This window comes from Cognatishimia activa (assembly GCF_026016445.1).
Lineage (GTDB): Bacteria > Pseudomonadota > Alphaproteobacteria > Rhodobacterales > Rhodobacteraceae > Cognatishimia > Cognatishimia activa_B.
The window spans coordinates 1,002,635-1,024,001 of sequence record NZ_CP096147.1 but is presented as its reverse complement, the minus strand read 5'-3'; the positions used below and the strand labels follow the sequence as shown (position 1 = coordinate 1,024,001).

Here is a 21,367-nt window from a genome sequence, read left to right as displayed (position 1 = left end):
TAGCTGGTTTAACCCTGCCCAAGCTTCGCCAGACGGTTCGCCCGTAGCTTCGCGAAATCATCACCTGCGTGATAAGAGCTGCGGGTTAGCGGTGTGGCTGACACCATCAGGAAGCCCTTGCCGTAAGCGGCCTTCTCATAGCTTTCGAATTCTTCAGGCGTCACAAAGCGATCCACACCGTGGTGCTTTGGCGTTGGCTGCAGATACTGACCGATGGTCAGGAAATCAACGTCTGCCGCGCGCGCATCGTCCATGACTTGAAGCACGGCCTGACGGTCTTCTCCCAGTCCAACCATGATGCCTGATTTGGTGAATATCGACGGATCCAGTTCTTTCACCCGCTGCAGAAGGCGCAGGCTGTGGAAGTAGCGCGCGCCCGGACGAACCTCTGGGTAGAGGCCCGGAACGGTTTCAAGGTTGTGGTTAAAGACATCTGGTTTGGCTTCGACAACTACTTCCAGAACCGAGTCATCACATTTCAGGAAGTCCGGTGTCAGAATTTCGATTGTGGTCTGAGGAGAGCGGTGACGCACGGCGCGAATGGTTTGCGCGAAATGCTCTGCACCACCGTCTTTCAGGTCGTCACGGTCAACCGATGTAATGACCACGTGGTTCAGGCCCAGTTTTTGTACTGCATCAGCCACACGGCCTGGCTCAAATACGTCCAGATCATCCGGGCGACCCGTCGCGATGTTGCAGAAGGTACAGCCGCGGGTACAGATGTCGCCCATGATCATCATGGTGGCGTGGCCCTGGCTCCAGCATTCGCCGGCGTTCGGGCAGCCCGCTTCTTCACAAACCGTAACCAGCTTGTTTTCACGCATGATCTTTTTCGTGGCGTTATAGCCCTCACCCGTAGGGGCTTTCACACGAATCCACTTGGGTTTCTTTGGCTGGGCATTGTCCGGGCGGTGCGCCTTTTCAGGGTGGCGCTGCTCTGGGATTTTCAGGTCTCGCACGCGGGGAATTCCTTGCACATGAATTGCGTCATTTCAGGCTAACATAGCGACAGATTGAGACCAGTGCCAGTGGTGCATGGCCGTTATGCATTTTGCCGATCTTGCAGGCAGTTACCGGATTATCCTGACAAAATGCCGCTCAAACTCAGATTCCTGCGTTGCCGAATAATTAGAATCATTTTAAGTCATCGCGCAGTTCAACCTGAGCATTGAGGACCAATTATGTTTGCAGGCCAAAAACTCCCTAATGTGACCTTCCGCACTCGCGTTCGTGACGAGAGCATCGAAGGCTCAAACCCATTCCGCTGGCAGGACATGTCCACCGCCGATTACTTCGACGGCAAGCGTGTTGTTCTGTTCTCCCTGCCGGGCGCGTTCACCCCAACCTGCTCTACTTATCAGCTGCCAGGTTTCGAAAACGGCTTTGCTGACTTCGCGGCAGAGGGCATCGACGAAATCTACTGCATGTCAGTGAACGACAGCTTCGTGATGAACAAATGGGCCGAAGCTCAGGGCATCAAAAACGTCAAAGTGATCCCAGACGGTTCCGGCGAATTCACTCGGAAAGTTGGCATGCTGGTCGACAAAGACAACCTCGGCTTTGGCATGCGCTCCTGGCGCTACGCTGCGATCGTCAACAACGGTGTTGTTGAAGCATGGTTCGAAGAGCCAGGCCGCGACGACAACCACCCAGAAGACCCATATGGCGAAAGCTCTCCAGAGAATGTTCTGAAAGCGCTGAAAACCAAAGAGGAAGTTGCAGCGTAACTTCTGCTACCCCCTTGAATGAAAGCCCGGTAATCTTCAGATTGCCGGGTTTTTTATTGGGTGAATGCTGTGAAGATCAAATCCATCGACCATTTCGTTTTGACGGTCGCCTCCATCGAGGCAACCTGTGCCTTCTATGTGAACGTTCTTGGAATGGCGGTCACGGAATTCGCTGGCGGTCGCAAAGCGCTCTCATTTGGAAATCAGAAAATCAACCTGCATCAGAAGGGACAGGAATTTGAGCCCAAAGCCGAGCGTCCAACTCCCGGCAGCGCAGACTTCTGTTTGATCACAGACCTACCTATTGAAGACGTCTTTGCTCATCTCACTGCGCTTAAGGTTCCGCTGGAAGACGGCATTGTCGATCGAACCGGCGCCACAGGGCCAATCAGATCCATCTATATCCGCGACCCCGATATGAACCTCATTGAGATCTCTGAATATACCTAAAGAACAACGCTTTAGGCATATAGGTTTCGCCGCCTATCCAATCAGATCATGCACATCCGAAGGCTGTGCCGTGTAGTGCTCTCGCAGCTTAATCAACGCGATCCGTAGCACCACTTTGCCTGACCGTGCAGGCCAACCGAGGCGTTTCTCCAGGGTCACCATACCTTCTTGATAGCAGCAGCATCGTAAAGCGACCTCTGATAGTCCCTCACCCAAGCAGTCCAAAGCAGCGCTCAGGCGTTTCTGGGCTTCCTGAGAGTTCAGAGGGCCAGACGTGTTTATCGCGCCTCCACGAGTTCCCGGGGTCAGGAACCGATCCCAATTCTGAGTGACAGCCACGCCGATCTGGCTCAATTCAAAATCTTCCCGCAGCCGTTCAGCTGCAGCGACAAGATCGGAGGTCAAAAACGGCTGACCACCCTTGTCCTTCCGGCGGGCCAGAACTGAAATTGGATTTTCTTGCGTGGTGAAACGAACGCATTTGCTTGGCTTTGTGGGGCCGGTTGCCCCATCAAACTCCGTCGAGGCAGCGGCGAAGCCACTTGCTGAATTGCTGTCCAGGGCTAAAAGTCGCGCCAGTTCCGCGCGCCCATTTGCTGTGATTTGATACCTCGATATCCGCCCTGGCACCTGGCAGCTGATCCAGTCCTGCAATGCCATTGCCTGTGCAACGGATCGGTCAACAACCGCACTGCGTTTGGTGCTCCCATCGGGCCTCTCACATACAACCACAGCCTTTTCCATTTCCTTGGCGAAAGCTAGGATTGCGCCGGAGTTACTCAACTCTTGGAGGATTAGCCTTACTTCCCCTCCTAGCTCGGTTTCATGTCCATTTGACCGCACTATCTGCGTTGCCATCTGACGCGCCTCCAATTGCAGATCCGCGTCGGGGAGATCGGAAACCATAGCGGCCAGTTCAGAAAGCGCTTCATCAAACAAAGGATCGTCACGCTTGCTCTCAACCCGTCGAATTTGCCTTAGAACGGTAGAAGCATGCACCTGCGAGTCACGCGCCAATTCTCTGATTGAAATACCTTTTTCTGTGTGAGCTAGGTAGCGCAATGCAAAATGCGGCACCCAGTTTGGAACGCGGCAGAATGTGGAATCCGCCTGCCAATGTTTTGTCATTCTTGCCCCCGGTGGGTATCTGATACAGTTTCAAAACCCACTGATGTTCTCCCGGAATGTAGAAAAACCTAGGTCGCAGAGGTTACCCATGCGTTAACACCTGTGAGTGGCACCGAGTGTGTTGGTAATTACTAAACAGTTGTAAAACCCGCAGCACGCTGCGCACTCCTGCGACGCAACACCCCTATAAGTTGTGCAAGGCTTGCCATTCTGTTTCCGACCAAAAGGAGAGATCATGCAGGATGTTCTAATGCGAGTTGCGCAACTCAATCGCCCAAAGCTGCTCGTGCGAACTGCGAAATCAGCAGTAAAAGACTATCGACGGGAAACCTATTTGGCACGCCTTTTCCCGGGTAAAGCTGCACAAAAGCACGGCGCAGCCTTGCAACTTCTTTTGGATTTGGAAAACGAGCACAATGACCGTCGCTTGCATCGACGTGCAGGCTATTCGCTCGCAGATCATTTAGACGTTTTGATTGCCCTGATCGGAGAGTTTCAACTGCTTTCGGAGCTCCGCAATCGCTCAGCCCCGACCCGCTAGTACAAAACTTCACATTTTTTACCTCTAGGCTGCGCCCAGCCACTCTATTTGGCTTGCTAAACAAGTCATCTGGCCCTAGTCAGCAGCCATGACAGAGACATCCCATGACCGCCTCCTCATCATCGACTTCGGCAGCCAGGTCACGCAGCTGATTGCGCGTCGCCTTCGCGAGCTGAACGTCTACTGTGAAATCCACCCATATCAGAACGTCACGATGGATTTCGTGCGTGAGATGGCACCAAAAGCGGTGATCTTCTCCGGCGGCCCGGACAGTGTGACCCGCGAGGGCAGCCCACGTGCACCGCAGGAGATCTTTGATCTGGGTGTACCTATTCTTGGTATTTGCTATGGCCAGCAAACCATGATGACCCAATTGGGCGGCAAGGTGGAAAGCGGCCATGGCACCGCTGAATTTGGCCGTGCCTATGTAACCCCGCAAAACAAGCTCGACATTCTGGATGGGTGGTTCGCAGATGGCGACGAGCAAGTCTGGATGTCTCACGGCGATCACGTGTCAGAGATTGCACCGGGTTTTGAGGTCTACGGCACCTCCCCGAACGCGCCTTATGCAATTACAGCGGATGTCTCCCGCCATTTCTATGCGGTTCAGTTCCACCCAGAGGTGCACCACACACCAAATGGCGCGAAGCTATATGAGAACTTCGTCAAACTGGCGGGTTTCGAAGGCGATTGGACCATGGGCGCCTACCGCGAGATCATGATCGAAAAGATCCGCGAGCAAGTTGGCGATAAGAAAGTCATCTGTGGTCTCTCTGGCGGTGTGGACAGCTCTGTTGCCGCAGTTCTGATCCACGAAGCAATTGGCGATCAGCTGACCTGTGTGTTTGTGGATCATGGCCTGCTGCGCAAAGGCGAAGCTGAAGAAGTTGTCACCATGTTCCGTGACAACTACAACATGCAGCTCATTCACGCCGACGAACAGGAACTCTTTCTTGGCGAGCTTGATGGTCAGTCTGATCCAGAAACCAAGCGTAAGATCATCGGTAAACTGTTCATCGATGTGTTCCAAAAACACGCCGATACCATTGACGGTGCAGAGTTCCTTGCGCAAGGCACGCTTTATCCTGACGTGATTGAATCCGTCTCCTTCTCCGGCGGTCCATCTGTGACCATTAAAAGCCACCACAACGTGGGCGGCCTGCCAGAAAAGATGGGGCTGAAGCTGGTTGAACCGCTACGTGAGCTGTTCAAAGACGAAGTGCGCGCGCTGGGTCGTGAACTCGGTCTGCCTCAAAGCTTCATTGGCCGCCACCCCTTCCCTGGACCGGGTCTCGCGATCCGCTGCCCAGGTGAGATCACACGTGAGAAACTTGATATTCTGCGCGAAGCCGACGCGGTTTACATCGACCAGATCCGCAAGCACGGCCTTTATGATGAAATCTGGCAAGCCTTCGTCGCAATCCTGCCAGTACGCACCGTTGGTGTTATGGGCGATGGCCGTACATACGACTACGCCTGCGCTCTGCGTGCAGTGACGTCTGTCGACGGAATGACCGCTGACTACTACCCGTTCAGCCATGAATTTCTTGGTGAAACCGCAACGCGGATAATCAACGAAGTCAAAGGTATCAACCGCTGTACTTATGACATCACTTCGAAGCCTCCGGGCACCATCGAATGGGAATGATGCATTTCGCATTAAAATGGGCCAAGCGTTTGATCACGCTTGGCCTTTTTACTTTTGCAAGGTCAAAAGCTTAGTAAGGAGCAGTGCATGATCCGCCTCACTGGATACATCGACATTCCTGAAAATCGCTATGCTGAGGTCACAGAGGCACTGCCACTGCACATCGAACTTACGCGAGCGGAAGCTGGCAATCTCACTTTTGAAGTAACACCGAACCCGAAGATGCCATTCCGTTTTGATGTCGCCGAAACATTTGTCGATCGCAAAGCCTTTGAGTTTCATCAGACTCGCACACGCACGTCGGCTTGGGCGCAAGTCACGAAGGATATTCCGCGTCATTTCAATGTTGAAGAGATCGAAGATTAAGCCTTTGGAATTCTGTCATCTTTGCCTATGAACGGTCTTAAGCAGATGGAACGCGAGATGACAGAAAAACAGCCCCACATCGTTGTGACAGGAGCCAGCGGATTTGTTGGTACACATGTGATGCGCGCTCTGGCCGAGGCCGGAGAATACCCCGTTGGGCTCTGTCGAAAGCCAGCAACTGGGTTGGTGCACGGGTTTGACCTTGAGGATATGGGCGACCTGTCTAACGTCTTAAAGGGTGCAAAGGCGGTCGTGCATTGCGCCGCGCGCGTGCACGGAAAGGAAGACCCCAAAACCGAACTGGCTGACCAGATGAAAGCCAATCGCGATGGCACGGCAGAACTGATTCGGCAGGCAGAGGCAGCGGGTGTTGGCCATTTTATCTTTATGTCGACAATTGCCGTCTATGGCATTGATCACTCCGACCAGGTAGTCTCTGCTGATCACCCGACATTTCCACAAACAGCCTATGGTAAATCCAAACTTGCCGCTGAAGATCTGCTAAAGGACAGCGCGATACGGGTCACCATTCTACGCGTCCCGCAGGTCTATGGTCCGCACGCACCAGGGCTATGGCGCAAGCTGATGCGACTCTGCCAAAGCCCCTATCCGCTGCCGTTTGACTATGCAGGTAATCGGCGCAGCATGATTGCTGTTCAAAACCTTGCTGATCTGATCCGGCACTGCGTTCAGACTCAGGAATTGCCTCAGACCATTCTGGCCACGGATCACGAAGACCTTGGCACGACGGCCATATGCACAGAGTTGCGCAAGGCGATGGGCAAACCACGTCGGCTATTCACCCTGCCGAAACCTTTAATGCGCAGCGTTTCTCGCCTTGTCCGGCGGCCATATCTCTACGATCAACTGTTTGAAACGCTTCAGTTTTCTGCAACCTCTTGTGGGTGGACACCGCCTTTGTCCCCTCAGGAAGCTCTAAAGCGCTGCGTCACCTCAAAATAATCGCTTTTCCAGCAATGGCTTTTCCGCCAATCTCCGCCTGAAGAGGGAGCGCCATGCACGCATATGCCAAAGCCGCCATCTGGATGAGCGGCGCCATTGTCTCATTTATGGCCATGGCCGTCGCCGGTCGCGCCGTAAGTGTTGAGCTCGATACATTCGAGATCATGGCCTATCGCAGCGTTTTCGGAGCGCTGATTATGGTTGTTGTGATCAGCTATTATGGGCGTTGGGCGGATATTACTGTGCAAAACCTCAGGCTGCATGCCTCTCGAAACCTGTTCCACTTCATGGGGCAGAACCTCTGGTTCTATGCGCTGACACTCCTACCACTGGCACAGCTCTTTGCGCTCGAGTTCACCACGCCGATTTGGGTGATCTTGCTCGCCCCGCTGTTGTTGGGAAACCCATTGCGATTGGCCGGCCTAGCCGCGGCATTGATCGCATTTATTGGTATCTTGATCGTAGCGCGACCCGGCGCAGTTCCCCTTGGAACGGGCACTTTCGCTGCCCTAGGCTGCGCGATCGGTTTTGCGCTGACCTACATTTATTCAAAGAAGCTCCTGCTGCATGAAAGCATCTTTGCGCTCTTGCTTCATATGCTGCTCATGCAAACAGTGTTAAGCCTCATTTTTGCAGGTTTTGACGGAGATATCGCCCTTCCAAGCGCAGCAATGTTTATTCCCCTTACGGTGATCACAATCACTGGCCTGGTTGCCCATCTCTGCATCTCGATGGCGCTGACTTTGGCCCCTGCCTCTGTCTGCGCGCCAATCGATTTTGTGCGTCTTCCAGCCATCGCTGTGGTCGGCGCGCTCTTTTATGCGGAGCCTATGGACTTGATGGTGCTCTTGGGGGCCATATTCATTTTTGGCGGTAACTATCTGAATATTATATCAGAAATGAAAAACAAAGGCACATAACTTTGCGGTAGACTGACCAGTTTAACGCTTGGTCAACAGTTGACGTGCACGTCAACCATTCCTTAGCCTCTTCACACTTTAAAAGTACACGTGGGGAGGCGTGGGAGCATGCAGGCATGGAAATTCGCCGCTGGGTTAGTTTTGACCGCAACAACGGCATCCGCTGGGGGCATTGAGCGTACAGCGCAATCGCCAACTATTTTGTTTGAAGATGGCAATCTTGTGGAATTTAGTCTTGGTTTTGTGAATCCTTCTGTCTCTGGGGAAACGACCGGGAACTTCGCACCATTTGGGCCAGCTGGGCTTGAATCTGGCGATTTGGCAGAAAGCTACTCAAATTTAGGATTTGCAATCAAACAGGATTTTTCAGAGAATCTGTCTTTCGCGTTGATCTATGATCAACCATTCGGAGCCAACACAGCATATCCAACTTCGCCCAGTTATTTTGCGAGCGACGCCACTGCGACGCTAGAGAGCAACGCACTGACCGGAATTTTGAAGTACACGACTGATTCAAACATCAGCGTATATGGCGTCGCCCGCTACCAAACCATAAGAGCAGAGGCAAACATTCCGTTTATTCCAGGCGGCTATTCCGTCAGCAGCGATACCAATGGGGCATGGGGCTACACCGCTGGTGTGGCCTATGAAAAGCCGGAAATCGCGTTGCGGGTAGCTTTGACCTATAACTCGGCGATCGAACATAGCAATTCGGTCACAGAAATAGGCGGCGTTGCACCAGGCCCGTCGACGTTATCATATGAAACACCGCAGAGCTTAAACTTGGACTTCCAAACCGGAATTGCCGCAGACACACTGCTATTCGGTAGTGTACGCTGGGTGGATTGGTCAGAATTAAATCTGTCACCAAACAGCTACACAACTACGACAACCTCAGCTCTGGTAAGCTATCCAAGTGACACTTTCACCTACACGCTTGGTGTCGGACGTCGCTTCAACGAGACTTGGTCTGGAGCGATTTCAATAACACATGAACCAAGCAATGATGGCTTTTATACCAACCTTGGTCCAACAAACGGACGCACTGCACTAACCGTTGGAGCCACCTACAAGATGGACAAAATCGAAGTCACCGGTGGCGTTAGTTACGTTATGATCGGCGATGCTGAAACAACTGTTTCTTCTGCAGCAGGGGCAGCCGTCGCGAGCTTTACGGACAACTCCGCTATTGGCGCGGGTCTGCGTATTCGCTACCGTTTCTAGTAAGAACTGATTTGCAGACCTCTACGCCCCGCCCATCCGGCGGGGTTTTCTTGTGGCACTTGTTGACCGCTGCGCTGCGGGCCGCTACCAACAATCGACCATGTTTGAGGCCCGAGATGATTTATAAATCCGCAGATGATTGGCGCAACGCCAAGCAAAAGAAAGTGCTGCTTTTCGCCATGTCAGGCCTTGGAAAGACACATCTTTCCAACATGTTGCGCGACACTCGCGAATGGTTTCACTACTCAATCGACTATCGCATCGGCACGCGTTACATGGGCGAACATATTGCTGACAACGCTAAAGCTGAAGCGATGAAAGTCCCCTTTCTGCGGGAACTTCTGCTAACCGACAGCATCTACATCGGTTCAAACATCACCTTCAATAACCTCAACCCCCTGTCGACCTATCTGGGCAAACCCGGCAATCCTGAAAAAGGCGGCGTGGCCTTTGATGAATACATGCGCCGGCAAGACCTGCATCGCGAAGCAGAAATTTCCGCCCTGCTGGACACAGCTCATTTCATCAACCGCGCGCGCGCGCTTTATGGCTATGACAATTTTATCTGTGACACCGGTGGTTCGATCTGCGAAGTTGTGGACCCGGACAACCCTGACGATCCAGTCCTGAACGCGCTATCTGAAAACACACTGATGGTCTGGATCAAAGGTTCTGAGGCCCATTCAGAAGAGTTGATCCGCCGTTTCGACAAGTCTCCTAAGCCCATGTATTATCAGCCAGAATTTCTACACGCGCGTTGGAGCGAGTTCCTCGCACAAGAAAGGTGTGCGCCGGAAGATGTCGACCCGGATGCCTTTGTGCGTTTCGCCTATGCCAAGGCGCTGGCGCACCGGCAGCCGCGTTATGAAGCCATGTCGAAATGGGGCATCACAGTGGATGCCAAAGAGGTTTCCAAGGTCACATCTGCGTCAGACTTTGATGCCCTGATCGCAGACGCCCTTGAGCGCACATAACAACTGCCCTACATACAACCTTCCAACATATAGGAAGTCTATCCAATGCCGATCAAACTACCCTCCGACCTGCCTGCTTTCGACGTGCTTTCGCGCGAAGGCGTGATGGTCATGTCGGAGCGTGATGCGGCCCGGCAGGATATTCGCCCTCTGCGCATTGGCCTTCTGAACCTGATGCCAAAGAAAATTCAGACGGAGAACCAATTTGCCCGTCTGATTGGGGCGACTGCGCTGCAGATTGAGCTGACGCTCATTCGCATGAGCGAGCATCAGACCAAAAACACTGCAGCAGAACACATGGCAGAGTTCTACCGTTCCTTCCAAGAAGTGAAAGCCTCTGGCGAGAAGTTTGATGGCCTGATCATCACCGGCGCCCCGATTGAACATCTGCCCTTTGATGACGTCACCTATTGGGACGAGCTCTGCGAGGTCTTTGACTGGACCCAGAGCCATGTGCATTCGACCTTTGGCGTCTGCTGGGGTGGCATGGCGATGATCAACTACTTCCACGGTGTGAAGAAACACATATTGGACGCCAAGGCCTTTGGCTGCTTCCGTCATCAGAACCTTGATCCTGCCAGCCATTATCTACGCGGGTTTTCCGATGACTGCGTCATCCCTGTCAGCCGCTGGACAGAGATGAAACAGGAAGAGATTGATGCGGCCCCCGCCCTGACAACGCTTCTGGGCAGCGATGAGGCTGGGCCTTGTCTGGTCGAAGACAGCAAGCACCGCGCGCTCTATATCTTCAATCACTTCGAATATGACAGTGATACGCTGAAGCAGGAATATGACCGTGATGTTGCCGAAGGCACTCCGATCAATGTGCCGATGAACTACTATCCGGATGACGATCCTTCCCAGCCGCCTCAGAACCGCTGGCGCAGCCACGCGCACTTGCTCTACGGCAACTGGATCACCGAAGTTTATGAAACCACACATTATAATCTGAATGAAATTGGCAGCTAAACTGTTCATTTTATTAGTGATCCTTGTGGTTGTCTTTGTAGCATCCACCCTGTGGAAAGCCCGCAGCAATGAGGCGCGGGCAGAAGCCGCCTTCCCGCCTGAGGGAGAAATCCTTGTGGTGGACGGCGTGAATGTTCACGCGGTTGTCCGTGGCGAGGGCCCCGATCTGGTGCTAATCCATGGCTCTTCGGGCAGCACGCGCGACTTCACCTTTGGTCTGATGGAAGCTCTGGCCAGTGACTACCGCGTAATCGCCCTTGATCGTCCTGGGCTAGGGTATTCAGACGCCATTGATGACGCGACAATCGATCGCCAGGCATCTCTTTTACAAAAGGCTACCGCGCAGCTCGGTGCTGAAAAACCCATCGTGATGGGCCAAAGCTACGGCGGCTCAGTCGCCCTTGCCTGGGCTGTGAACCATCCAGACAATCTGTCTGCCTTAGTCGGTCTTGCAACCCCATCCCTGCCTTGGACCTCTGGGCTCTCGACTTTCTACAAAGTCATGTCTCACCCGGTTCTGAGCCCCATCGCAGCACCCGTGCTCACCGCATGGGTCAGCAACGAGCGCGTGGCGAACGAAGTCGAAAGTGTGTTTGCACCGCAAGCCGCACCGGAGGGATACGCAGATCACTTTGGGCCGGGCCTCACCCTGCGCCGCAAGTCCCTGCGCGCAAATGCCCTGCAACGTGCGGGGCTTCTTGATGAGATCCAATTGCTCTCAAAGCGCTACGATGAAATCACCGTGCCCATCCAACTCGTGCACGGCGATGCAGATACAACGGTCGGTCTGGAAATCCATTCTCGCCCGCTCGCCGCGCAATTGGAGCTCGCAGAACTGATGGTTCTGCAGGGTATCGGCCATATGCCACATCATTCCGCCAAAGATGACATCATTGCCGCAGTGCATCGCGCGGCCACCCGCGCTGCATTGCACTAACGCCATCCCATTGCCATATTAAGAAAAAATGGAGACCGCATATGGATCTGCCCTTTGATGGCGCAATCAGCACCTTCTATTCTTCCGAAGCGCCGGAAGGGATCCGTGAAGCCATCGCAACTGCGGATAAAGGCGATATCCTTGACAGCTCCTACCCACATTCAGAACGCATGGGCCGTAAGGACTATGAGCGCGAAATAGCCGCGCTACAGATCGAGCTTGTGAAATTGCAAGCCTGGGCCAAAGAAAGCGGCGCTAGGGTTGCGATTGTCTTTGAAGGCCGGGATGCCGCTGGCAAAGGCGGCACCATCAAGCGCTTTCGCGAAAACCTCAATCCGCGTGGCGCGCGCGTCGTGGCTCTCTCCAAACCAACAGAGACCGAACGCACACAGTGGTATTTCCAACGCTATATCCAGCACATGCCTGCGGCGGGTGAGATCGTTTTCTTTGACCGCAGCTGGTACAACCGCGGCGTCGTCGAAAAGGTCTTTGGCTTTTGTGACGACACCCAGCGCGAGCACTTCTTCGCTCAGGTTCAAGACTTTGAAAAAATGCTGGTTGAGGACGGTATCCTACTCTTCAAGTTCTGGCTTAACGTAGGACGAGCCGAACAACTCCGCCGCTTCCTGAGCCGCGAAAGCGACCCCCTGAAACAATGGAAACTCAGCTGGATTGATGTTGAAGGCCTGAAGAAATGGGATGCCTACAGCGATGCAATCCGCGAAACTCTGGAGCGTTCAGAGAGCGAGACAGCACCTTGGACAGTTGTCCGCAGCGACGACAAACGCCGCGCGCGCTTGAATGCGATCCGCCATGTTCTCAGTCACATTGACTACAGCCGCAAAGACGCCAATTCGGTTGGGTCCTGTGATCTGCAGGTCTGCGGCTCAAAGGACATCTGGAATGCCTAAACGCGGCTATCACCACGGCAACCTGCGCCAGGCTTTGGTCGAAGCGGCCCTGACATTGATCGAAGCCAAGGGCCCGACAGGATTCACTCTGTCAGAAGCGGCCAAAACCGCTGGCGTGACCCCCGCTGCGGTCTATCGCCACTTTGAAGGCCGCGAAGATCTGATCGCTGAGGCGGCCCGCCAAGGCTATGAAATCTTTGCTGATTTGATGCAATTTGCCTATGACAAAGGCCAACCCTCAGCCCTCGCGAGTTTTGAGGCCACAGGCCGCGCCTATCTCGCGTTTGCCCGTAAATACCCGGGCCACTATATCGCGATGTTTGAAAGCGGCATCTCCGTCAATCGTACACCTGAACTTGCGACAGTGGCCAGCCGTGCACGCGGTGTGATGGAGCAAGCCGCAGCTGACCTTTCAGAACACATCCCACCGGAAAAACGCCCTCCTGCGAGCATGTTCTCGGCCCATATCTGGGCCATGAGCCACGGCGTGGTCGAACTCTTCGCGCGAAACTCGCCTGGCACCCAAAGCCCTTTCCCCCCCGAGGATCTTCTAGAAACCGGTATTGGCGTTTACTTACGGGGACTTGGGCTGATAAAACCCGACGCCTAACTTCTTTTTGGTCCAAATACCTTCAGGGGTCTGGGGATGACATCCCCAGTGCGCAAAGCGCATTTCCAGCCCTAACGAAATGCAAAAAGGGCCGTCCGAAGACAGCCCTTTCCGTATCGATATCCAGAAGTGATTAACGCTTGGAGAACTGGAAGGAACGACGCGCTTTACGCTTACCGAACTTCTTACGTTCAACAACACGGCTGTCGCGTGTCAGGAAGCCAGCGGCTTTCAGTGCGCCACGCAGGGATGGTTCATAAAGCTGCAGAGCTTTAGAGATACCGTGCTTAACCGCGCCCGCTTGACCGGACAGACCGCCACCTTTCACGGTTGCGTATACGTCGAATTCACCTTCAACGCCTGCAACAGAGAATGGCTGCGCCAGGATCATTTGCAGAACCGGACGTGCGAAATATTCGTTCTGTGGTTTGCCGTTAACGACAACCTGACCAGAACCTGGCTTGATCCAAACGCGTGCAACAGCGTCTTTACGCTTACCAGTTGCGTAGGAACGGCCCAGCTCGTCACGGACTGGCTCACGAGGTGCTGCAACTTCGACTACAGCTTCTTCGCCTGCAACTGCGGACAGCTCTTCAAGGGAGTTGATTTGATCAGTCATGATTAGCTCCGCGTGTTCTTAGAGTTCTTGGACGCAACGTCCAGAACTTCTGGTGCTTGCGCTTCATGTGGGTGCTCAGCACCAGCGTAAACGCGCAGGTTTGTCATGATCTGACGGGACAGACGGTTGCCTGGCAGCATGCGCTTAACAGCTGCAGTCACAACGCGCTCTGGGTACTGACCTTCCAGGATCTGACCAACAGTGCGGGATTTGATGCCGCCTGGGTGACCTGTGTGCCAGTAAACGTTTTTGTCAGTGCGTTTCTTGCCAGTCAGCTGAATTTTGTCAGCGTTGATGACAATAACGTTGTCGCCGCAATCCATGTGTGGCGTGAAAGACGGCTTGTGCTTGCCGCGCAGGCGCATAGCAACGATCGATGCAAGACGGCCCAGCACCACGCCCTCGGCGTCGATGATGATCCATTTCTTCTCGATGTCTGCCGGAGTAGCAGAGAAGGTTTTCATAATGGTCTACCTAAGTTTGGTGACAAACATGACGAGTCACTCGACATGTCTTAATTCGATGGGCGGGTTATAAAGCTGTGGAAAACGCAGTCAAGCGCATCAATAGCTAATTATATGTTTAAAATCAACGACTTAAAAAATAGGTATTATTTTACCCCATAAAAATCACCCCTCTGGGCGGAAAAAATGCCCCTTTGCAAGCACCAAGAGGGTTTTCAGCACCAATGCGACCATGACAAGCGTCAGCGCCCCGAGGATCAAAGCCGCGATATTGGTGTAAACAGGCAAGTCAACTAGCCTGCCAAAGGTGAATGTTGCGCCGACAAGTGCGGCAACCGGAAAGCTTAGCGCCCACCAGCTTAGAGCGAATGGCAAGGTTCTGAATTTAGGCAATTGAATCAGCACCAAAAGGCCAAACACAAATGCAGCGTTTATCAAGATACGGGCAAAGCCATCCACCTGCCCGGTCAAACCAACATAAGCAGAAAAAGCAACCGCAGGCGGTGCAATCAGAATAACGAGTGTCGGTAGGAGCTTTCCGGGCAAAGGATCGTGAAACATCAACCTGTTGATCACCAGCGTCAAAAGCACCAGCCAGAAGATCAATCCGCCAGACAAAAACAGCCACGACAATTCGATATAGCCAAGCTGAGCCCCTGCGAGTGGCGCAACTACATTCCCGACCGCAGGAATGAACCAGGCAGGGCTCAATTGACCAACTTCAAGAGATCGGTGGTTTATCCAACTGGACACCACCGCCAGTGCCAACACTCCTTGCGCAATCGCGCCGATCAACCAGATCGTTTCAGCAAAAGCAGGAGCGTCATCTAGAAAAGCCGTTCCAACCAACAAAAGCGATATAGACGCCGCAGGAAAAAATGCGAGTTTCGGTGGTGTGCGCCACTCTGCCTTGCAGGCAGATGGATAGAGGACCGCTTTTATTCCGTAGGTCACAAAGATCAGAACTGTAATCAGAACCGCAAGCCAGCGTAAGTTAACTGAGAACGCCGAGGGTAAAACCCCTGCCCCAACCGCTGCCTGAGACGCCAAAACCCAACCCCACATCCCCATAACCACGGCAAAGAAAGCAATTGGAAAATGTCTCAGGCTAAGCGAAGTATCTGGCGCCGTGGCATCGGTCATTGTCTATCTCCGGGGGCATTTTTCAATCACATACAAATAATGGAATGTGTTTTCAATGCTCAATTCAAGTTGTGAAACTGCGCGGTGGGTTATCCAGCAGACTGCGAATGATCCGGATACCCTCTTCAAACCGCGACTGATCCATTTGTCCATTCAATGCAATGCGCACCGCATGCACTGCGCGCCCTTCTCGAAGGGTGAATTCATCCGCAGACTTCATTTCAACCCCACGCGCTTCCGCTGCCTGAGCAAAGGCCGGCGCGCGCCAACCACTTGGCAGCTCGACCCAGACCAAGGGAACGTTGCTCCGCCAACGGATTGGATAGCCACCGAGCTGATTAACCACAAACCTCAGATCTGAATTGATCCTGCTCTGAACCTTTTCAATGATGCCCGGCAGCTTCGGGTTTGACATCACCAGGGCAAAGGCCTCTGTCAGGATGCTGGAGACGCCAAAATGACTGAATTGCACGCTGCGCAGCATCTCTCCCACCCAGCCTCGCGGCGGAATAGTGAAACCCACTCGCAGACTTGGGGAAACAAGTTTGGATGGAGAGCTGATGTACCAGCCGAGGTCAGGCAATAATGCGCGGTAGCTTTCTGCCGTGTGGTTCCCTGTGTGATAACAATCGTCATCCAACACATGCATCCCATGCCTTAAGGCAATCGCGGCGATTTCACGACGACGCCGCGCGGTTGTCGATCGGGTGGTCGGATTATTCACCTCGGCGGAGGTACAATACAGGCCTGCCCCCGTCGATTGTACCAAATTTTCGAGCGCAACAGGATCGGGACCTTCGCCGTCCCAAGGGACTCCTACAACCCTCGCGCGACAAAGCTCGGCTGCTTTTCGAAAGCCCGAAAAAGTTACTTCATCGACCAAGACAACTGGATCATGCCCCCGCAGCAACGCCTGCATGACATGCAAAATGGCGTTCTGGCCACCGTGGGTGATGACAATATCATCCAGCGAATAATGTCCAACCGGCGCATCTTTCATCCAGTCTGCGAAGGCCTTCCTTGCGGGAAGATTGGTCTCGCGTTTTGGGTATTGCATCAATGCGTTAGACGGCAAATCTAAGGCGACTCTCTTGAGCGCATCACGGATCAATTCCTCTTGCCCCATTTTGGGAATGCGCGGACTGAAGAAATCAATCATCCCACCCGCATCGGCCTCAAACGCTGCCGGCGTTGGTTCCGCCACATAGGTTCCGCGACCAACGCCAGCGACCAAGGTTCCGTCATCGACGAGGATCGAATAAGCCCGCGCGACAGTGCCCGGTGTGATGTTCAGCCGGAAAGCCAACTCGCGTACTGGGGGCAATTTTTGCCCAGGCACAAGCGCCCCTTCAGCGATCCCTTTGCCGATGCTTTCAACCAAAGCTCTGTATTTCGCCCGGCCCGTTTGCGCCAACATTGGTTCCCAATTTGTACCCATTACAATGTTTTCCTAGACTGAACAATTTCGCTATTGTACCCAGCACTCGTAGTACACCTAACGTTTTGTATCAATACAATTCAGAAGGTTTCCGTGGCGTAAGCCTGCGTGTTGTTGACAAGTTGATCGCTGATCGGTCCACACCTCTTCCGGATCTTTTCAACGTGCGCTTGAGACACAAAGGCCGCAGTCATGGGATCGGCGCCATCGTACTCCCGTACTTTGTCCTACTGGATCAGTACTTCGGCGTAACGCAGATTCGGTGTCACTCCCGATGAAGCGGGTTGCTTTGGGCAACCAACCACCCTTCTGGCGGACGCAAACCCCGTCGGACGCCAGAACTTACTTTAGCCGGGGCCTGTCCCCGGTTTTTTTCTTCTAGGTCTGCTTCAACGGCGGAATGGAATAGGTCAGGCTCGCTGAAGCCACCAAGCCTTCGCGCCCTTCCGAATGCAGCTTCACATCCACCACCGCGAGGCTACGCCCAAGTTTCAGCAGGGTTCCCGTCGCTACCAGATCCCGATCCGGGAGCGGTTTTCGCATGAAATCCATGGAACAATGTGTGGTCACTGCCAAGGCTTCGCGGCCGATGATGGCAAGCGTGGCGACATAGGCGGTGACATCAACCAGTGCAAACATCGTCGGACCAGACACGGTATTGCCTGGACGTAGGTGTTTCTCCTGCGGCGACAGGCGCATGATAGTGGTCTCCCCATCCATCTGATCCAAATGAAACTCGCCGTTGATCTGTGGAAACACCTCATCAAGAAAGCTGATCGCTTCCGATCTTGTTAAAACTGGCTTCATCCCATCTCTTTCTGCCGCAACGTCTTACGCGCAATGACTTTCCCAGACATTCGTTGCCACCTAGGCTTGCGGCAAAAGCATAGGAGAACAAGATGGCAATTTTAGAACGTTGCGACACCGGGGCTGTGGCTCGGCTTACATTGAACTCTCCCAAATGCCTCAACAGCCTGTCAGATAAGATGCTGACCGCACTGCAATATCAATTTGAACAGTTGAAATCTGACCCCAGCATTCGCGCCGTGATTCTAGCGGGCACGGGCAAAGCCTTTTGCGCGGGTCATGATCTGAAGCAAATGACAGCCGGTCGCCAGGCTGAAGATGGCGGCAAAGCTTATTTCGCAGACCTCTTTGCGCGCTGCACAAGGCTGATGTTGACCATCCAAGCCCTCCCCCAGCCCGTCATCGCTGAGGTCCATGGCATTGCCACAGCTGCGGGATGTCAACTTGTGGCCACCTGCGACATGGCCGTGGCTGCTGAAGGTACACGTTTTGGGGTCAACGGCATCAACATCGGCCTTTTTTGCTCAACCCCAATGGTTGCACTGACACGTAATATCCCGCGAAAAAAAGCCTTTGAAATGCTCACAACAGGTCGTTTCTTGACTGCTGAGGAAGCTGAGGCGGTTGGCCTGGTGAACAGAGTAGCGCCGCTTGAGGATCTCCAGTCAGAAACCGAAAGGCTCGCTGAAGCCGTCACTGCAAAACTTGGATCCGTGGTAAAAATCGGCAAAGAAGCTTTCTATGCCCAAGCCGTTATGCCCACACCAGAAGCCTATGACTACACCGCGGATGTGATGGTTCAAAATATGCTCTACCGCGACACGGAAGAAGGAATCGCGGCCTTTTTAGAGAAACGTTCGCCAACTTGGGATCAATAGTGCGAAACCCCTCCGAAATGTGGCGAAATCATGGCAACACACATCCAAAAAGCCGCGTTAACCACACTTTAACCTATTGATTTTGATGCACTTCAGCGATTTTTCGCCCATTTTAGGCATTGTTTCCTATTTTGCGCCCAACTTTTTCCCAAATTGCACTAGCGCACCGAAAATCCACGTGCCATAACGATCCCAACGAAGGCAACTTCGTCAGATGAACCATTGGGTCGCTGAACGGCGGACGGTCCCTCCAAGGTCAACTCTCTCTGACCTCGACAGTCCCAGCCGCAGCGACCCAAATGACTCTTACCCCTCACAATCTAAGCCGCGCTCTTTTCAAATTGCCCGAACTGGCCTATGTCGCGCGCATGACTGAGACATTGCATATCATCGGCGGCGGTATGGCCGGATCCGAGGCCGCCTGGCAGGCCGCGAACATGGGCGTGAAGGTGGTCATCCACGAAATGCGCCCGAAGGTGGAGACCTTTGCGCACCAGACCGGAAATCTGGGAGAGATGGTCTGTTCCAACTCTTTCCGCTCTGACGATGATGAGCAAAATGCCGTTGGCCTGTTGCACTGGGAGATGCGCGCTGCAAACGGATTGATCATGCAAACCGCTGACAAGCACCGCCTTCCCGCAGGTGGTGCATTGGCCGTGGACCGTGAGCCATTTGCGGAAAGCGTGACCGCAGCACTCAAGTCTCATCCCAACATCTCGGTTGAATATGGCGAGATCACAGAACTCCCAACCGAAGGCCACTGGATCATCGCAACCGGCCCTCTGACCTCCGCGGGCCTTGGAGCGGCCATTCAGGCCGAAACCGGCGCAGATTCCCTTGCGTTCTTCGACGCTATCGCTCCGATTGTTTATACCGAGTCCGTGAACATGGACGTTGCATGGTTCCAGTCGCGCTATGACAAAGGCGAAACCGAGGAAGAGCAAAAGGCCTACCTCAATTGCCCTATGACCGAAGAGCAATATGAAGCCTTCATTGACGCGCTTCTGGCTGCGGACAAAACAGAATTCCACGAAGGTGAGACCGCTGGCTATTTCGACGGCTGCCTACCTATTGAAGTCATGGCGGATCGCGGCCGCGAAACTTTGCGCTTTGGCCCGATGAAACCGGTTGGGCTGACCAACCCGCATGACCCAGAAAGCCGACCACATGCGGTAGTCCAACTGCGCCACGACAATTCCCTGGGCACGCTGATGAACATCGTCGGCTTTCAGACCAAGATGAAATACGGAGCGCAAACCGAGGTCTTCAAAATGATCCCGGGTCTGGAAAATGCGTCCTTCGCGCGCCTGGGCGGCATTCACCGCAATACGTTCATCAACTCACCAACGCTTCTGGACGACCAGATGCGCATGAAATCCAAACCGCATATTCGGTTTGCTGGCCAAATCACAGGCGTCGAAGGCTACGTTGAAAGCGCCGCCATGGGCCTGCTTGCAGGACGTCTGGCCGCTGCCGAAATCCTCGGCCAACCGATGGAAACAGCGCCTCTGAACACTGCGATGGGTGCCCTCGTGCATCACATCACCGGTGGTGCCGAGGCAAAAACATTCCAGCCGATGAACGTCAACTTCGGCCTTTTCCAACCGGTAGAAGGCCTGAAGGGCGGACGCCGCGGGCGCAAGGATCGTTACAAGGCCTACACAGACCGCGCAAAGGCGGAATGGCAAGTATGGTTGGACACGCAAGAAAGCTCTGTTAAGGTCTGAGGTGTTCCAGACAAGGCTTTGAAACCTTTGACCTTTCGCACGCGATTTGCCCCATCTCCAACCGGACCTCTGCACATCGGCCACGCCTATTCAGCGATAGTCGCGCATGACATGGCCAAGGCGGCGGGTGGAGAATTTTTGCTGCGGATGGAGGATACTGATCTTCAAAGGTCCAAGCCGGAGTGGGATGCGCAGATCATCGATGACCTGACGTGGCTGGGTCTGACTTGGGACGAGCCCGTTCTGCGTCAGTCACATCAGCTGGCCTCTTACGATCCTGCGCTTGAGAAGCTTGAAGCAATGGGCCTACTCTACCCCTGTTCCTGCACGCGTGCCGACATTCGCGCAGCGCTCTCCGCGCCTCAAGAAGGCGTTGCGCATGATGTCTATCCAGGCACCTGTAAACATCGCCTGATGTCGGATCGCAAACCCGGTGACGCCTTACGCTTACACTTGGACCGCGCACTGGATATTCTAAGTCATCGCGATGTTCGCTTTGAGGAAACCGGAGAACGTCACAAAGGCATCCACACACTCGATCCAGAACAAGCGCTACGCGCAATTGGAGACATCGTCCTTTCGCGCAAAGGCGAAGAAATCGTCGCCTATTTCCTCGCATCCGCACTGGATGACGTAGCACAAGGCATCACCCATGTTGTGCGTGGTGAAGACCTTTTTGACTTCACTCAGATCCAGGTGATCCTGCTGGCCTTACTTGATCAACCAATCCCGATTTATCACCACCACGGTTTGATCCGCGACGACAAGGGGAAACGCTTGGCCAAACGTGACGACGCGCGCGCCATCGCCAAATATCGAGAGGACGGCGCCACGCCCGAAGACATGCGCGCCATGATCGGCCTCTAGCGCCAATTCCATTTCTTCTTTGCAAAAAATACTCTGGGGTGAATGGACCGCAGGTT

General features: G+C 53.8%; 23 protein-coding genes. 16 read left to right on the top strand and 7 right to left on the bottom strand.

The window, feature by feature from the left end; all coding sequences use genetic code 11:
- Nucleotides 1–8: 8 nt before the first annotated feature.
- Complete coding sequence (gene lipA, locus M0D42_RS04975; protein ID WP_265020500.1) at nt 9–959, bottom strand: lipoyl synthase; 951 nt, start codon at nt 957–959, stop codon at nt 9–11.
- Nucleotides 960–1,181: 222 nt separating this feature from the next.
- Here lipA and M0D42_RS04970 point away from each other — a divergent pair, with 222 nt between their 5' ends.
- Together M0D42_RS04970 and M0D42_RS04965 are read left to right on the top strand one after the other, a co-directional pair.
- The gene (locus tag M0D42_RS04970) at nt 1,182–1,727 is read left to right on the top strand and encodes a peroxiredoxin (protein ID WP_265020499.1); all 546 of its coding nucleotides are present in this window, start codon (nt 1,182–1,184) and stop codon (nt 1,725–1,727) included.
- 69 nt (nt 1,728–1,796) lie between these two features.
- The gene (locus tag M0D42_RS04965) at nt 1,797–2,177 is read left to right on the top strand and encodes a VOC family protein (RefSeq protein ID WP_265020498.1); all 381 of its coding nucleotides are present in this window, start codon (nt 1,797–1,799) and stop codon (nt 2,175–2,177) included.
- A 33-nt stretch (nt 2,178–2,210) separates the two neighbouring features.
- Here M0D42_RS04965 and M0D42_RS04960 read toward each other — a convergent pair whose 3' ends face one another.
- Nucleotides 2,211–3,305: a DUF6456 domain-containing protein gene (locus tag M0D42_RS04960; protein ID WP_265020497.1), complete on the bottom strand. Its 1,095-nt coding sequence runs from the start codon at nt 3,303–3,305 to the stop codon at nt 2,211–2,213.
- Nucleotides 3,306–3,540: 235 nt separating this feature from the next.
- On the opposite strand from M0D42_RS04960, the gene M0D42_RS04955 reads away from it, so the two are divergent.
- The 11 genes from M0D42_RS04955 to M0D42_RS04905 all read left to right on the top strand — a co-directional run bounded on the left by M0D42_RS04955 (nt 3,541) and on the right by M0D42_RS04905 (nt 13,368).
- Nucleotides 3,541–3,846 carry a DUF6477 family protein gene (locus M0D42_RS04955; RefSeq protein WP_265020496.1) on the top strand — a complete coding sequence of 102 codons (306 nt, stop codon included), beginning with the start codon at nt 3,541–3,543 and terminating at the stop codon, nt 3,844–3,846.
- A gap of 88 nt (nt 3,847–3,934) precedes the next feature.
- A complete protein-coding gene (gene guaA / locus M0D42_RS04950; protein WP_265020495.1) occupies nt 3,935–5,494 on the top strand; it encodes a glutamine-hydrolyzing GMP synthase in 1,560 nt (519 codons plus the stop codon).
- A gap of 87 nt (nt 5,495–5,581) precedes the next feature.
- Complete coding sequence (locus M0D42_RS04945; protein WP_265020494.1) at nt 5,582–5,860, top strand: putative quinol monooxygenase; 279 nt, start codon at nt 5,582–5,584, stop codon at nt 5,858–5,860.
- A gap of 57 nt (nt 5,861–5,917) precedes the next feature.
- Complete coding sequence (locus M0D42_RS04940; RefSeq protein WP_265020493.1) at nt 5,918–6,823, top strand: NAD-dependent epimerase/dehydratase family protein; 906 nt, start codon at nt 5,918–5,920, stop codon at nt 6,821–6,823.
- 53 nt (nt 6,824–6,876) lie between these two features.
- Nucleotides 6,877–7,743, top strand: coding sequence for a DMT family transporter (locus M0D42_RS04935; RefSeq protein WP_265020492.1), 867 nt, complete (start codon nt 6,877–6,879; stop codon nt 7,741–7,743).
- Between the two features lie 108 nt (nt 7,744–7,851).
- On the top strand, nt 7,852–8,967 hold the full coding sequence (locus M0D42_RS04930) for an OmpP1/FadL family transporter (protein WP_265020491.1): 1,116 nt from the start codon (nt 7,852–7,854) through the stop codon (nt 8,965–8,967).
- A 116-nt stretch (nt 8,968–9,083) separates the two neighbouring features.
- Nucleotides 9,084–9,941 carry an ATPase gene (locus M0D42_RS04925; RefSeq protein WP_265020490.1) on the top strand — a complete coding sequence of 286 codons (858 nt, stop codon included), beginning with the start codon at nt 9,084–9,086 and terminating at the stop codon, nt 9,939–9,941.
- A gap of 45 nt (nt 9,942–9,986) precedes the next feature.
- Nucleotides 9,987–10,910 (top strand): homoserine O-acetyltransferase MetA, encoded by a 924-nt coding sequence (metA, locus tag M0D42_RS04920; protein ID WP_265020489.1) that lies wholly within the window; start codon nt 9,987–9,989, stop codon nt 10,908–10,910.
- Nucleotides 10,894–11,847: an alpha/beta fold hydrolase gene (locus M0D42_RS04915; protein ID WP_265020488.1), complete on the top strand. Its 954-nt coding sequence runs from the start codon at nt 10,894–10,896 to the stop codon at nt 11,845–11,847. The genes metA and M0D42_RS04915 overlap by 17 nt, the downstream gene beginning before the upstream one ends.
- Nucleotides 11,848–11,888: 41 nt before the next feature.
- Entirely contained in the window at nt 11,889–12,758 is an 870-nt protein-coding gene (gene ppk2 / locus M0D42_RS04910; protein ID WP_265020487.1) for a polyphosphate kinase 2, read from the top strand.
- Nucleotides 12,751–13,368: a TetR/AcrR family transcriptional regulator gene (locus M0D42_RS04905; protein ID WP_265020486.1), complete on the top strand. Its 618-nt coding sequence runs from the start codon at nt 12,751–12,753 to the stop codon at nt 13,366–13,368. Before ppk2 ends, M0D42_RS04905 begins: the two co-directional genes overlap by 8 nt.
- Before the next feature lie 133 nt (nt 13,369–13,501).
- Here M0D42_RS04905 and rpsI read toward each other — a convergent pair whose 3' ends face one another.
- From rpsI to M0D42_RS04880, 5 genes are all read right to left on the bottom strand, one after another.
- Complete coding sequence (gene rpsI, locus M0D42_RS04900; protein WP_265020485.1) at nt 13,502–13,987, bottom strand: 30S ribosomal protein S9; 486 nt, start codon at nt 13,985–13,987, stop codon at nt 13,502–13,504.
- Nucleotides 13,988–13,989: 2 nt separating this feature from the next.
- Entirely contained in the window at nt 13,990–14,451 is a 462-nt protein-coding gene (gene rplM, locus M0D42_RS04895) for a 50S ribosomal protein L13 (protein WP_265020484.1), read from the bottom strand.
- Nucleotides 14,452–14,616: 165 nt separating this feature from the next.
- Nucleotides 14,617–15,594: an SLAC1 anion channel family protein gene (locus M0D42_RS04890; protein WP_265020483.1), complete on the bottom strand. Its 978-nt coding sequence runs from the start codon at nt 15,592–15,594 to the stop codon at nt 14,617–14,619.
- Between the two features lie 64 nt (nt 15,595–15,658).
- Nucleotides 15,659–17,032 (bottom strand): PLP-dependent aminotransferase family protein, encoded by a 1,374-nt coding sequence (locus tag M0D42_RS04885; RefSeq protein ID WP_265020482.1) that lies wholly within the window; start codon nt 17,030–17,032, stop codon nt 15,659–15,661.
- A gap of 378 nt (nt 17,033–17,410) precedes the next feature.
- Nucleotides 17,411–17,839 (bottom strand): PaaI family thioesterase, encoded by a 429-nt coding sequence (locus tag M0D42_RS04880; RefSeq protein WP_265020481.1) that lies wholly within the window; start codon nt 17,837–17,839, stop codon nt 17,411–17,413.
- A 92-nt stretch (nt 17,840–17,931) separates the two neighbouring features.
- Between M0D42_RS04880 and M0D42_RS04875 the strand changes: the two genes are divergently transcribed.
- The 3 genes from M0D42_RS04875 to gluQRS all read left to right on the top strand — a co-directional run bounded on the left by M0D42_RS04875 (nt 17,932) and on the right by gluQRS (nt 21,311).
- On the top strand, nt 17,932–18,717 hold the full coding sequence (locus M0D42_RS04875; protein WP_265020480.1) for an enoyl-CoA hydratase: 786 nt from the start codon (nt 17,932–17,934) through the stop codon (nt 18,715–18,717).
- 368 nt (nt 18,718–19,085) lie between these two features.
- A complete protein-coding gene (gene trmFO, locus M0D42_RS04870) occupies nt 19,086–20,444 on the top strand; it encodes a methylenetetrahydrofolate--tRNA-(uracil(54)-C(5))-methyltransferase (FADH(2)-oxidizing) TrmFO (RefSeq protein WP_265021101.1) in 1,359 nt (452 codons plus the stop codon).
- Nucleotides 20,445–20,471: 27 nt separating this feature from the next.
- Entirely contained in the window at nt 20,472–21,311 is an 840-nt protein-coding gene (gene gluQRS / locus M0D42_RS04865; protein WP_265021100.1) for a tRNA glutamyl-Q(34) synthetase GluQRS, read from the top strand.
- Nucleotides 21,312–21,367 lie beyond the last annotated feature (56 nt).